This is a genomic window from Flavobacterium cupreum (genome assembly GCF_003996965.1).
In the GTDB taxonomy this organism is placed as follows: domain Bacteria; phylum Bacteroidota; class Bacteroidia; order Flavobacteriales; family Flavobacteriaceae; genus Flavobacterium; species Flavobacterium cupreum.
This window is the reverse complement of sequence record NZ_QWDM01000017.1, coordinates 22,284-36,731: the sequence shown is the minus strand read 5'-3', so window position 1 is coordinate 36,731 and position 14,448 is coordinate 22,284. Positions and strand designations below refer to the sequence as shown.

General features: G+C 35.9%; 11 protein-coding genes. 4 read left to right on the top strand and 7 right to left on the bottom strand.

All coding sequences use genetic code 11. From position 1 onward, the window contains the following. Positions 1-301: 301 nt before the first annotated feature. On the top strand, positions 302-3,073 hold the full coding sequence (locus tag D0817_RS20770) for a bifunctional aconitate hydratase 2/2-methylisocitrate dehydratase (RefSeq protein ID WP_127340280.1): 2,772 nt from the start codon (positions 302-304) through the stop codon (positions 3,071-3,073). Positions 3,074-3,203: 130 nt separating this feature from the next. Next, positions 3,204-5,468 carry an aconitate hydratase gene (locus D0817_RS20765; RefSeq protein WP_127340279.1) on the top strand — a complete coding sequence of 755 codons (2,265 nt, stop codon included), beginning with the start codon at positions 3,204-3,206 and terminating at the stop codon, positions 5,466-5,468. Positions 5,469-5,621: 153 nt separating this feature from the next. Here the strand turns inward: D0817_RS20765 and D0817_RS26280 are convergent, their stop codons facing one another. After that, the gene (locus D0817_RS26280; protein WP_238160920.1) at positions 5,622-5,852 is read right to left on the bottom strand and encodes a hypothetical protein; all 231 of its coding nucleotides are present in this window, start codon (positions 5,850-5,852) and stop codon (positions 5,622-5,624) included. A gap of 116 nt (positions 5,853-5,968) precedes the next feature. Continuing rightward, entirely contained in the window at positions 5,969-7,003 is a 1,035-nt protein-coding gene (locus D0817_RS20760) for a carboxypeptidase-like regulatory domain-containing protein (RefSeq protein ID WP_238160919.1), read from the bottom strand. 230 nt (positions 7,004-7,233) lie between these two features. Between D0817_RS20760 and D0817_RS20755 the strand changes: the two genes are divergently transcribed. After that, positions 7,234-8,364, top strand: coding sequence for a C40 family peptidase (locus tag D0817_RS20755; RefSeq protein ID WP_127340278.1), 1,131 nt, complete (start codon positions 7,234-7,236; stop codon positions 8,362-8,364). Between the two features lie 7 nt (positions 8,365-8,371). Here the strand turns inward: D0817_RS20755 and D0817_RS20750 are convergent, their stop codons facing one another. The 4 genes from D0817_RS20750 to D0817_RS20735 form a co-directional block, all read right to left on the bottom strand. Beyond that, the gene (locus D0817_RS20750) at positions 8,372-8,773 is read right to left on the bottom strand and encodes a response regulator (RefSeq protein ID WP_127340277.1); all 402 of its coding nucleotides are present in this window, start codon (positions 8,771-8,773) and stop codon (positions 8,372-8,374) included. Continuing rightward, positions 8,763-10,187 carry a sensor histidine kinase gene (locus tag D0817_RS20745; protein WP_127340276.1) on the bottom strand — a complete coding sequence of 475 codons (1,425 nt, stop codon included), beginning with the start codon at positions 10,185-10,187 and terminating at the stop codon, positions 8,763-8,765. Before D0817_RS20745 ends, D0817_RS20750 begins: the two co-directional genes overlap by 11 nt. Before the next feature lie 425 nt (positions 10,188-10,612). Next, a complete protein-coding gene (locus tag D0817_RS20740; RefSeq protein ID WP_127340275.1) occupies positions 10,613-11,266 on the bottom strand; it encodes a potassium channel family protein in 654 nt (217 codons plus the stop codon). Positions 11,267-11,576: 310 nt separating this feature from the next. After that, positions 11,577-11,927 (bottom strand): hypothetical protein, encoded by a 351-nt coding sequence (locus D0817_RS20735; protein ID WP_127340274.1) that lies wholly within the window; start codon positions 11,925-11,927, stop codon positions 11,577-11,579. Positions 11,928-12,276: 349 nt separating this feature from the next. Here D0817_RS20735 and D0817_RS20730 point away from each other — a divergent pair, with 349 nt between their 5' ends. Further along, a complete protein-coding gene (locus D0817_RS20730; RefSeq protein WP_127340273.1) occupies positions 12,277-13,686 on the top strand; it encodes an APC family permease in 1,410 nt (469 codons plus the stop codon). A gap of 217 nt (positions 13,687-13,903) precedes the next feature. Here D0817_RS20730 and D0817_RS20725 read toward each other — a convergent pair whose 3' ends face one another. Further along, positions 13,904-14,362, bottom strand: coding sequence for a DUF1810 domain-containing protein (locus D0817_RS20725; protein ID WP_127340272.1), 459 nt, complete (start codon positions 14,360-14,362; stop codon positions 13,904-13,906). Positions 14,363-14,448: the final 86 nt, after the last annotated feature.

Here is a 14,448-nt window from a genome sequence, read left to right as displayed (position 1 = left end):
TTTCAACGTCAACTATAACGATGTAAATTCTAATTTAGAAAGAATCTTTGCGAAATAGTAGTTAAAATCCGACTGGATTTATAACATCAAATTCCGACTTTGTTAAAGAAAAGATTTTAAAATGTTAAAAATTCATTTTTTTAATACAAAATTGATATTTCGGCAAAAACAAGCAGTGAAAATCGTTTTTTAACAATAATAATTTTTGAAAAGCCTACTTCCATTATATTTTTTTTAATTCTCGGCTTTAATAACTAAATTTGCGAACAAAAAATAAAAATACCTACAAAAGACTTTTAATATGAATATTTATCAGGATTACATTCAAGAGATTGCAGATCGTAAAGACCAGGGACTTCACCCTAAACCAATTGATGGTGCTGAATTATTAAGCGACATCATTGAACAAATTAAAGATGTAAATAATGAGTACAGAGAGGATTCCCTGAAATTCTTTATCTATAATGTGGTACCAGGGACAACTAGCGCTGCAGGTCTTAAAGCTAAATTTTTAAAAGAAATTATTCTTGGTGAATTTGCCGTAAAAGAAATCACTCCGGCTTTTGCTTTTGAATTATTATCACACATGAAAGGCGGGCCTTCAATTGAAGTGCTGTTAGATTTGGCATTGGGTGACGATACTGCTATTGCTAAAGAAGCTGCAAATGTTCTTAAAACACAGGTTTATCTTTATGAGGCAGATACAGACCGTTTAAAAGAAGCTTTTAAAAATGATAATGTAATTGCAAGAGAAATTCTTGAAAGTTATGCGAAGGCAGAATTTTTTACTTCATTGCCGGAAGTAGTTGAAGAAATTAAAGTAGTGACTTATATCGCTGGTGAGGGAGATATCTCGACTGACTTGTTATCTCCGGGTAATCAGGCTCACTCAAGAGCTGACCGTGAGCTTCATGGTAAATGCATGATTACTCCTCAGGCGCAAGATGAAATCAAAATGCTTCAGGCACAATATCCTGATGCAAGTGTGATGTTAATTGCTGAGAAAGGTACTATGGGAGTTGGTTCATCCAGAATGTCGGGTGTCAACAATGTGGCGCTTTGGACCGGTAAACAAGCAAGTCCATATGTTCCATTTATTAATATTGCTCCAATCGTTGCAGGAACAAACGGTATTTCACCAATTTTCCTGACCACTGTTGATGTTACAGGAGGTATTGGTTTAGATCTTAAAAACTGGGTTAAAAAACTGGATGCAAATGGTGATATTCTTCGTAATGAGAATAATGAGCCAATTCTGGAAGAAGCTTATTCTATTGCCACTGGTACTGTACTTACAATAAACACCAAAACGAAAAAGCTTTATAACGGAGACAAAGAATTAATTGATATTTCTAAGGCATTCACGCCACAGAAAATGGAATTTATAAAAGCCGGAGGATCCTATGCAATTGTATTTGGTAAAAAACTTCAGACATTAGCAGCGAAAATTTTAGATATTGAAGCTCCTCTTGTATTCGCTCCGTCAAAAGAAATTACTATTGAAGGACAGGGACTGACAGCAGTAGAAAAAATCTTCAACAGAAATGCTGTTGGTATAACTCCGGGTAAAGTATTACACGCGGGTTCAGATGTTCGTGTAGAAGTTAATATTGTAGGTTCGCAAGATACGACTGGTCTTATGACGGCTCAGGAATTGGAATCTATGGCTGCTACCGTAATTTCGCCAATCGTTGATGGTGCTTACCAGTCTGGTTGTCACACCGCTTCGGTATGGGATAAAAAAGCGCAGGCAAATATTCCAAAACTGATGAAATTTATGAATGATTTCGGTTTAATCACGGCTCGTGACCCGAAAGCTGTTTATCATTCAATGACCGATGTAATTCACAAAGTTCTAAATGATATTACAATAGACGAGTGGGCTATTATTATTGGTGGTGACTCTCATACAAGAATGTCAAAAGGTGTTGCTTTTGGTGCTGACTCAGGTACAGTTGCGCTTGCACTTGCTACGGGAGAGGCTTCAATGCCAATTCCGGAATCGGTAAAAGTGACATTTGTTGGAGAGATGAAAGGCTACATGGATTTCCGTGATATCGTTCATGCAACGCAATCCCAGATGCTTAAGAAATTTGGCGGGGAAAACGTGTTCCAGGGTAGAATTATTGAAGTTCATTTGGGAACTCTTACTGCTGATCAGGCCTTTACATTTACAGACTGGACTGCAGAAATGAAAGCAAAAGCTTCTATTTGTATTTCTGAGGATGATACTCTGATCGAATCATTGGAGATTGCAAAAGGCAGAATCCAGATCATGATCGACAAAGGAATGGACAATCATAAACAAGTTCTTCAGGGACTGATTAACAAAGCAGATAAGAGAATTACAGAGATTAAATCAGCTGAGAAACCGGCACTTACACCAGATGCAAATGCGAAATATTATGCTGAAGTTGTGGTTGATCTAGATCAGATTGTAGAACCAATGATTGCTGATCCGGACGTTAATAATGCTGATGTTTCTAAACGATATACGCACGATACGATCAGACCTTTATCTTTTTATGGAGGAGAGAAAAAAGTAGATCTTGGATTTATAGGTTCTTGCATGGTGCACAAAGGAGATATGAAAATCCTTGCTCAAATGCTTAAAAATATAGAAGATTTACATGGTAAAGTCGAGTTTAAAGCGCCGCTTGTAGTGGCACCGCCAACGTATAACATCGTAGATGAACTTAAAGCTGAAGGAGACTGGGAAGTTTTACAGCGATACTCAGGTTTCGAATTCGACGATAATGCTCCTAAAGGTGCGGCACGTACAGCATACGAAAACATGTTGTATCTGGAGCGTCCCGGATGTAACTTGTGTATGGGGAATCAGGAGAAAGCAGCAAAAGGAGATACTGTAATGGCAACTTCTACGCGTCTTTTCCAGGGAAGGGTTGTGGAAGATACTGAAGGTAAAAAAGGAGAATCATTGCTTTCTTCCACGCCGGTAGTAGTGCTGTCTACAATTTTAGGAAGAACTCCTACGATGGATGAGTATGTGGCTGCAGTAGAAGGTATTAGTCTGACTAAATTTGCGCCTTCCAGCAAGCAGCTAGTGATGTAATACATGCGATTAGTTATAATCATTATATATAAAAAGCCCGGGTGATAAACTCGGGCTTTTTCTTTTATAGCTCCTCAATTATTTGTAACTTGTCATGTTCAAAATAAAAAAAACAAAAACAATTATACTTATGGCTTTTGATATTGAAATGATTAAAAAAGTGTATGAGAACATGCCAGGTCGTGTTGATAAAGCGCGCGAGATCGTTGGTCGTCCACTTACTTTAACGGAGAAAATTTTATACAACCACCTTTGGGATGGAAATCCAACCAAGGCATTTGGCAGAGGTGTTGATTATGTTGATTTTGCACCGGACCGTGTTGCGTGTCAGGATGCAACGGCACAAATGGCACTATTACAATTTATGCATGCTGGTAAGGCTAAGGTAGCAGTTCCTACAACAGTGCACTGTGATCACCTGATTCAGGCAAAAGTAGATGCTGTAACCGATTTGGCCAGAGCAAAAACACAAAGTAATGAAGTTTTCGATTTCTTGTCGTCAGTTTCTAATAAATACGGAATTGGTTTCTGGAAACCAGGAGCAGGAATTATTCACCAGGTAGTACTTGAAAATTATGCTTTTCCCGGAGGAATGATGATTGGTACCGATTCCCACACTGTAAATGCAGGTGGTTTAGGAATGGTAGCTATTGGTGTTGGTGGGGCTGATGCCGTAGACGTTATGTCCGGAATGGCCTGGGAACTTAAATTTCCTAAATTAATCGGAGTAAAATTAACCGGTAAATTATCAGGCTGGACGGCTCCAAAAGATGTTATCCTTAAAGTGGCCGGTATTCTTACTGTAAAAGGAGGTACTGGTGCTATTGTAGAATATTTTGGTGAAGGTGCAACTTCTATGTCCTGTACCGGAAAAGGTACCATTTGTAACATGGGTGCTGAGATCGGGGCTACCACTTCGACTTTTGGTTATGATGATTCTATGAGTCGCTACCTGCGTTCTACAAACAGAGCTGATGTTGCTGATGCTGCAGACAAAGTAGCGTCCTACTTAACAGGAGACCCGGAAGTATATGCAAATCCGGAACAATATTTTGATCAGGTTATCGAAATCAACTTAACAGAATTAGAGCCGCACTTAAACGGTCCTTTTACACCTGATTTAGCGACTCCAATTTCTAAAATGAAAGAAGAAGCAATCAAAAACAACTGGCCACTACAAATTCAGGTAGGTTTGATTGGTTCTTGTACAAACTCTTCTTATGAGGATATTGCCCGTGCAGCTTCTTTAGCAAGACAGGTAAGTGCTAAAAACCTAAAAACCAAATCTCAGTTTACCATTACTCCGGGATCTGAAGTGGTTCGCTATACCATTGAAAGAGATGGATTTATTGATACTTTCGAAAAAATTGGCGCTACTGTTTTTGCCAATGCCTGCGGACCATGTATTGGTATGTGGGACAGGGAAGGAGCAGAGAAAGAAGAAAGAAATACGATCGTTCACTCTTTCAACCGTAACTTCTCAAAACGTGCAGACGGTAACCCAAACACTTTGGCTTTTGTAGGTTCTCCGGAATTAGTTACCGCTATGGCCATTGCAGGAGATTTAGGGTTTAACCCACTGACAGATACTTTGATCAACGAAGATGGAGAAGAAGTTAGGCTTGAAGCTCCAACAGGAGACGAATTGCCTCCAAAAGGTTTTGATGCTGAAGATCCTGGATTTCAGGCTCCGGCGGCAGATGGATCAGGAGTACAGGTGGCTGTAAGCCCAACCTCTGAACGTTTACAATTATTAGCTCCGTTTGATGCCTGGGATGGTAAAAATATTACAGGTGCTAAATTGTTAATCAAAGCATTCGGAAAATGTACTACAGATCATATTTCTATGGCCGGACCCTGGTTGCGTTTCCGTGGACACTTAGATAATATTTCTAATAATATGCTGATTGGTGCTGTAAATGCATTCAACCAAAAAACAAATTCAGTTAAAAATCAATTAACCGGAGATTACGATGCAGTTCCTGCTGTAGCCCGTGCCTACAAAGCAGCCGGAATTCCGTCTATTGTTGTGGGAGATCATAACTATGGTGAAGGATCTTCCCGTGAGCATGCGGCAATGGAACCACGTTTCTTAGGTGTTAAGGCGGTATTGGTAAAATCATTTGCCCGTATTCACGAAACAAACCTTAAAAAACAAGGTCTTTTAGGATTAACATTTGCCAACGAGGCAGATTATGATAAAATTCAGGAGAACGATACAATCAATTTTACTGATTTAACCGAGTTCGCTCCCGGAAAACCATTGTCATTAGAATTCGTTCATGCAGATGGTACTAAAGATATCATTCTGGCCAACCATACGTACAACGCAGGTCAGATTGGCTGGTTCGTTGCAGGTTCAGCATTAAATTTAATTGCTGCTGCCGGAGCCTAATCTATAAGTTCAGTATATCAAAAAACGCTCTGTCCTTGCAGAGCGTTTTTTTTTTGCTATTATGTAATTTGAATCCTAAATTCCAATACATCCACCGATATTGGAATTTGGAATTTTAAAATATTGGAATTTAAAAAGCTATCTTTTTTTAAACTATTCAATATTCTTTACCGGATTTACTTCGTGAGATAAAATTGTGGATTTTACAGGTTTTGTAAGTTCAAATTCATTTATATCAATGCTAACTACCTTTGAAGAAGGGATTTTAGAATAGTTTTTGTCAGCACGCCCTCCCAAAATATACAATTTAGTATTGTAATAATACATCGCCGAATATTTCAGTGGCAATTCAATTTCATATTCTTTTAGTTGTTTTGTTTTCAAATCATAAACAAACATCTTCAGATCCTCAAAAAAGTAAATGATATTGTCGTGATACGTAATGGCCGGTCTTTCTAACCCTGAAAGCAGTTCGCCTTCAATTTCCCATTTTTGTGTGATTAAATTATAAGTTTCGATTTTAGATACAGGTTTCCGTCATCTCCTCCAATGAGATAGATTTTATCATTTACCAGAATTCCTGTAGTTTCTTTTGCTGTTGGCATAGTATTGAGTTCATACCAGTATCCTGAAGTAATGTTGTACAAATGAACCTTATTTGTAAAATTCTTTTTGCCGTTTTCGGTTGTTTTTACAGAACCTCCCATCACGATAATATTGTCCTTATAAGTAAAAGAACCAAAATTAACAGCCTGATGCGGATTTGTATTATCGATCTTAATGGTTTTGTTATTTAAGTCTAAAACTTCAATTTGATCTTGTAAATACTCAAATTTTCCATTTACAGATATTCTTTTTCCACCCAATACATAAATCGAACCCTCGTATAAATGAATATTGTGATAGGCTCTTTTTGTGAATTTTATTGGTAAAGTTTCCCAGCTGTCCGACTGTATATCATAAGTAGAAAAATCGCCCTTATAAAATAAAAACGTAGAATTTTGCCGAAGTTCATCCTGAAGATCTTTTAAGGTAGGATCAGCTTTTTCTCTGGTAACTTTTTTCCATGCATCCGATTCGCGGGACCCATCTCCTCCGATAACATAAATTTTGCCATCCTTTAAAAATGATCCAAAGGAGAAAAGAGGGTATTTTAAAGGAGCTAATGTAGTAAAACTCAATTTTGATTTTAGTTTTAAATCATGATTCGCTTTAATCGTTAGCCCGGATAAGTTCTCTGTTTCTTCCGAAAGCACAACTTTGAAGTTCATTTTTTTTAAATCTCCTAAGGTTATTTTTAAACTGGTAAATCCAATATGGGAGAATTCTAATATTTCATCTTCTTTAAATTGAGGGCGAACTTTTAAAGAGAATGTTCCATTTTCATCGGTTACTGTTCCGGTTTTGCCTGAAAGTGAAAATACATTAGTGTTTTCGACAGGCAAATTGTTTTTCTTAGCAACTACAGTACCTTTTATATGCTGCGCAATTGATAATAAAGGACTTAGAGCTAAAATCAGGAGTAGTTTTTTCACGCTGGTTTCAAATTTAGGTTGGTTTTGGTCTGGTAAATTCCTCTTGTATAAAACAGATATTTTTCAAAGTCGTGGCGCAATTTCTATGCCGTGCTTATTACCCTGAAATAAATTAGTTGTTAAAAAACGTGTGTCTTTTACTTAAAAAAGTTAAATTCGCTTTATGAGTAAAAAGAATTGTGTTTTAACCTAACTGAAACACAAGACTTAGAATAAAAAAAGCCCCAATAATGATTTTTAGATTTACTGTACTATTCCTATTTTTTAGTCTGAGTGTTTTTTCACAGGATAAATACATCAGACATAAGATCTCAAAAGGAGATAACATGAGTGTGCTTGCTAAAAAATACGGTGTAAAAACAAAAGATATTGCAGAAGCAAATCCGGATGCCCCGAAAATTCTAAAACTAAATTCGGTTTTACTAATCCCGAATAAGAATAAAGCGGTTACTGCAAAAACTGCAGTTATTGTTTCGAATTCGGCTCCGCCTGCAACTCCCGGATCGCATGAAGTTTTAGCCAAAGAGACACTTTGGGGAATTTCAAAAAAATATAATGTTTCGGTAGAAGACTTAAAAAAGGCAAATCCGCTTTTAGAAACCGAGGGTTTGAAAATAGGGCAGCAGATTACTATTCCGTCAAATGCAATTGCAGAGACAGAAAAACCAGCTGAAACCAGCAGTGCACCCACGGATGTTGAAGTATCAAGGGAAGTACAGCCTAAAGAAACCAAATATGCCATTGCGAAGGAATTCGGAATATCTGTGGCAGAATTAGAAAAACAAAATCCTGCCATAAAGAAAAAATTAAACGTTGGTTATGTTCTGACCATACGTACTTCTAAAGAAAAAGCCGATTCCTTACAGGCTTTAAGTCAAAATTCTCAAATAAAAGATCCGGTTTCGAGCCCTGAGGTAGCCGCTGAGAATATTGTTGTAAAAGATTCCTCAACCGTTATCAGGGTAGAAAACAGTTCTGATTTAATTGATCGGCTGATTGAAAGCGCCACCGGAAATATTGGTACAAGATACAGGTCAGGCGGCACTACTAAAGCTGGCTTTGACTGTTCCGGATTAATGATTTGTACCTTTAATAATTTTGATATAAGGCTGCCAAGAAGTTCCATTGAACAATCGCGAATTGGAATGAAAGTTAGTGCCAATGAAGCGCAGAAAGGGGATTTGATTTTCTTTAAGACAAATGGAAGACGTCATATTAATCATGTCGGTATGGTTGTGGAAGTAGCCGACGGAGAAATCAAATTTGTTCATTCTTCAACGCATGGCGGAGTTATGATTTCTTCCACTAAAGAAGCGTATTACGGAAGGAATTTTTCGCAGGTAAATCGTGTTTTGCAATAATTTAAAGTCATGTGTTGAGACGATGAATTGTTTTTTTTAACTCTTCAGCAGGCAGTGGTTTATTTAAAAAACCTGTTACATAATTGTTTTCATTTATCTTTTTTATGTCGTCCTGATCTAAAGTAGAGGAGAGGACATAAATTTGAATTGCTTTTTTAAATTCAAGGCCTAATTTGTCGTAAGCATTCAAAAATTCAAAACCATTCATTACCGGCATCTGAATATCTAATAGAATAATCAATTGATGCAGGTCCTGATGAGCAGAAAGCCACTGTAGGGCTTCCAGTCCATTATTTGCAACATTCACTTCCGTTTCTGTCACATCAAGAACCTTTTTCAGTAATTGCGTAATAACAAGCTGATCGATAAGATTATCTTCGATTAACAAAAAGACTGGTTTATGTTCCATTTGAGTTTGGTATCGTTACAATAAATTTACTTCCAACACTATTTTCTGAGGAGACATGAATATTTCCCCTTATGTTTTCAACTGCTTCTTTTACAATATAAAGACCTAATCCGGAGCCTTTATTTTTGTTGGTTCCAAAGTACATCTCAAAAATGTGTTCCTTGAATTCCTCTTTAATTCCGATCCCGTTATCTGCTATTTCGATTTTATTAGAGCCATCTGAAAAATAGGTTTTAATCGAGATAAACATTTCCTTTTTACTATTGTCGGCATATTTTATGGCGTTTGACAGTAAATTCGAAATGATAATTTTTAAGCGTAAATTATCGCTTTGAATCTGGTCGATCAGTATTTCTTTTTTAATTTCGATTCGACTGGCATTTTCGATGTGTATTAATTGGGAAATTGCCTCATCAAATAACTCACGAAGACTTACCGGTTCAATAATTATTTGTTTGCGTTTATTTTTTGAGTAATCAATAATATCGCTAATAAACTGATCCTGTCTGACCAGGCTTTGGTGCATCAGCGTCAGATAATCCCTAATCTGCTCAACATTATCTTCTAACTGCGTAATCTCAATAAGTCCCTGCAACGAGGTTATTGGAGATCTCAAATCATGCGATGCGCTGTACACAAAGCGATCCAGCTCATGATTTGCCAATAGCAGATTTTCATTTTTCACTTCAATTTCTTTTTTAGACGTAAGCAGTCTTTTTACCATTATCGAATAATACCAACTGACACTGCAAATGATAATCAGAATAAAAAAGATGTTTGTGATCGTTAAGAGCGTTTTTATTTTTCTTGTTCCTTCTCCAAGTGTGTTAGAGAAGTTGCGTTCGTTTATGGTAAGTTTATCACTTATATGGCTTATTTTTCTTAAATAATTTTGCTGATCATAAGTTGTTAAAATATTACGTTTGATTTTTGCATTGATATGCGTTCCTGTTATAAATAATTCATTAATTAATTTATCACCCTGTTCCCATTCATGAATGGCTTTTGCCAAAAAAGGAACCTCTTTAAAGTTAACAAATAACCAAACGAGATCGTTAATGTCTTCTTTGTGATTCCTGCCTGTTAAAAATCCTCTTCGGGCAACCTCATTATCTCCCGCTTTGAGGAGTGTCTGCCGGGCAATGCCGTCTCCCTGCGGTACTTTTAATTCTTCATTATATAATTTCCATTGTTCCGGTTCGCGGGTATAGAGATAGGTAATGAGATGTCTTGAAGCATCTTTTTGACCTTTTGAATAATGTGATTCCCCATTTATATAAGCTGTGTTGGCGGATAATATTTTGATGGTAAAAAAGTTAATACAAATCAGCAAGGCGCAGGAAATAAATACAACTAGCAGAAGGATGAAGACATTTGGAAAACGTATGTTTCTAAAAAACGGACTCCTCGACATAATTTTAGATTTGTAGGTTAGTAATGTTTTCTGCTCATAAACTGCCAGATATGAACGTATCTTTCTCTAAAATTAGCTCGGGGAATGCTATTTTGTAAGATAAAAAGTAAAAAAATGTTACTGTTTTTTTTCTTATTTTTAAAAGACCGATGAACACCTGTATCAAATTTAATAAAAAAAAGGCCTGTTTTTACAAATAGTATATTTTTTCTTATTAAATTATTTTGCTTATCAATGTATTGATAATTAGCATGTTGTATTGTTTTTTATGAGAGTTTTAAATTTAAGTTAAAGAAGTAAGTGGGTCAGGCAAAAATGAATTTTGAGTGAGGTATAAAAAATGGAAATATTTTTTTGTTTAACATTAAAGCGAAGGTTGTTTTTTTAATAATAGCTTATGTGAGGATTAAAGTTGATATATTTAATCAATTTTTATTTTCCGTAACAAACCAAGAAGCAATGTATGCTGTAAATGTTCCAAATAAACCAACTCCGGCAGTCATTAAAATAGCAGCGATGATTCTTCCTTCAGTGGTGACAGGGAATTTATCTCCATATCCCACAGTAGTAATTGTTACATAAGCCCACCAAATCGCATCTTCAGCAGTTTTTATATTACTGTTTGGATCAGTTTCAACTTGAAGAATTCCAATTGCGGAGAAAATCACAAGTAGGAGTGCAATTATTGATATTGAAGTGAATGCGCCTTGTGCTTTATTTGCAAAAATATGATCAACTACATTTTTTGTGGTTCTAAATGCTCTAATGATTCTGAGCAATCTAATAAGACGCAATAATCGACCAAACCTAAGTGCATCTATCATTGGTATGCAGGAGATTAAATCAATCCAACCCCAACGCATGAATTTTAGCTTATTTTCTGCATTTCTAAAACGAATAAAAAACTCAATAAAGAAAAACCCGCATATTCCATTATCTATATAATTAAGTAATAAAGACGTTTCTTTAGGAAGAATATAAACAGAGTCAATTACTAATGCACTTAATACGTACATAGATAAAATTAAAACTATAAGATTTAATAAACCAAGTTTTTTCGGATTAGATTTTTTTATCATTTTATATTTATTTGCGTTTACTGGTAAGAATATAAATATTAGTTTTCGATTAAGAAAACATACTCATTATGAGTATAAACAAAAAAATAATTCCAATTGTGACAACGATAAACATGCAGCCAAAATTTAGTGTTTGAAGGAAGCATCCCTCATTGTTTTTAACAGCTATTTCAGTATTTGATTTAAGTGGATAGGCACAATGGGGACATTTGTTAGCTTGATCTGACATCCTTGTGCTACATTCAGGACAATTAATAAGTGGCATAATAGTATATATTTTTTAGATTTTTTGTACGAAATAAATATGCTGTTATTCACAATTAGCTTCACCTAATAAAATTCCGTGACCATTCTCATTATTTAAGTTTTCCAATGAACTAGCTTTTATAACTTTTACAATTTTTGTTGTTGCTCTATATTCTCTTAATATTTCGCAAAGATATTCTGCATATCCATTCCGTATCGTTCCATCATCCTCTACACTTACATAAAGAACGTTGGCATCTGTTATGGTGGCATGTTTTATTTTGGGCTCCTTTTTGATTTCGTTTAGTGCTCTTTTATTATTAGAGTTTTCTTTTTGACTTGTAATTTCACCACAATTGGTAATAATTAATATTAAAATGAAGGTGATAAATAAAAAGGTTGTTTTAATTTTCATTTGAAACTATTTAGATTGATACTTTTATGCTACGCCAAATATAGACAGATGAAAAAATAACATTTTATGGAAATCCGTAATAGGAATTATTATTTAAAAATTCCTTATGCGATATTAACTAGAGAGGCAGAGATGATATGCTTTACGAAGCTTTCGGATGATCTAAAGTAATTTACCAAAAATATTCTTATACAGGATATAATTTTTGTTGGCAATTATTAAGACAATAATCAGTCTCGTTATTGGAATTTGGAATCTATCGTGATAACGATGGGAATTTGAATTTAAAATTTCACGATTTAAAATTTCCAAAAAAAGTATATCTTTAACCAACCAAAAAAATAAAATAATGCAGGAAGACAACCAGGAACATTTTAAAAGAGAACTCGGATTATTAGACGGAACCATGCTTGTGGTAGGATCGATGATCGGTTCGGGAATTTTTATTGTAAGTGCTGATATTGCCAGACAGGTAGGTTCTGCCGGATGGCTGACATTAATCTGGCTCCTCTCAGGCTTAATTACAATTATCGCTGCTGTAAGTTACGGTGAATTGAGTGCCATGTTTCCAAAGGCCGGCGGACAATATGTGTACCTGAAAGAAGCGTATAACAAATTAATTGCATTCCTGTACGGATGGAGTTTTTTTGCTGTTATCCAGACCGGAACAATTGCTGCCGTTGGTGTGGCATTCTCGAAGTTTGCAGCCTATCTGTATGAGCCTTTGAGCGATGAAAATATACTGTTTGAATTAGGTGCTTTTAAACTTAATGCGGCTCAGATTGTTTCGATTTTTACGATTGTCTTATTAACGTATATTAATAGTCGTGGTGTTAAAAACGGAAAGATTTTACAAACCGTTCTTACCATTATCAAAATTTTATCCTTGCTGGGCTTAATCGTTTTTGGATTAACGCTTGCTGCAAAAGCTTCGGTTTGGGATGCCAACTGGACAGATGCCTGGGCTACACGTTCGTACAATACAGAAACCGGTTCCTGGCTTCCTATTAGCGGAACGGCTTTGATTACCGGAATTTCAGCTGCAATGGTAGGTTCTTTATTCTCCAGTGACGCCTGGAATGGGGTTACTTTTATTGCCGGGGAAATTAAAAATCCAAAGCGTAACGTGGGTTTCAGTTTGTTTCTTGGAACTTTTATCGTGACCGTTATTTATGTACTGACCAATTTGATGTATCTGGCTGTAATTCCGCTTAACGAAATTGCAACTGCAAAATCGGATCGTGTAGCTGTTGTCGCTTCAGATTATATTTTTGGAGATATCGGAACGCTGATTATCGCCATTATGATTATGATTTCGACTTTTGCCTGCAACAACGGATTAATTATGGCTGGTGCAAGGGTTTATTATACCATGGCAAAAGATGGTTTGTTCTTTAAAAAAGCCGCTGTTTTAAACGAATCCAGTGTTCCTGCATGGGCACTTTGGGCACAATGTATATGGGCTTCAGCTTTATGCCTGACAGGGAAATACGGTGATTTATTAGACTTCGTTATTATCATCGTTTTGATTTTTTACATCCTTACGATCTACGGAATCTTTATTTTGCGTAAAAAAATGCCCGATGCAGAAAGACCTTACAGGGCTTTCGGTTATCCGTTTTTACCGATGTTATACATTATAATCGCCAGTGCAATTTGTATCTCATTATTATTCACAAAATTCTCCACTTGTGGCTGGGGCGTCCTGATTATGCTGGCCGGAATTCCGGTTTATTATTTGACGAAACCTAAGGAGTAAGGGGCAAAGGCACAAAGAAGCAAAGGTTCAAAGTCTTTTGTTTCTTAAAATAAAAAAATAAAAAACGCCTTATGTTAGTAAGGCGTTTTTTTGTACTGTACAATATTTAAGATTCAGAAAGAATGGATTTGCTCAATCTGCAAAATCTGCGGGAGAAAAAAAAGGAAGTTACTAAGTAAAGTAACTTCCTTTTTTTTATAAATTGTTTTTAGCTATTTTAAGCTTCCTGCTGCAAAGCCGGATGTATCATTTCATTGATAATAGACAAAGTAAGCAGGTCAAATTTACCGGAAAAGAACGCATCCAATACTTCCTGAAATACAGGATCTGTATTGTTGGTTAAGCTAAAAAGAGTCATAGAGGATTGTAGTTTCCTGGCATCTAAATCTCCAAGTATAGCCTCAGCCGATTTCATTTTAAAGTCCAGTAATACCCTGGAAACTTCAATAAGATGTTTTCCAAGAACCGGATGTGCCAGAAATTCTTCACTCTGCTGAAGATTATCGATAGAATATAATCTGGACATTTCACTTCTTCCTAATCCTTTTATCTGAGGAAAAATAAACCACATCCAGTGGGTTTCTTTTTTTCCTCTTTTAAGTTCAGTAAGTGCTGTAAGATAGAGTTTGTTTTGTGCCTCTAAAAAACGTGTTAAATCATTGTTTAATTTTGCCATTTGGGGTGGAATATTATTGGAAAAAAGTTTGAAAAATACTAAAAAAGATAAGTGCTGCCTAATAAAATGTGCAAGAAGGCTGTATT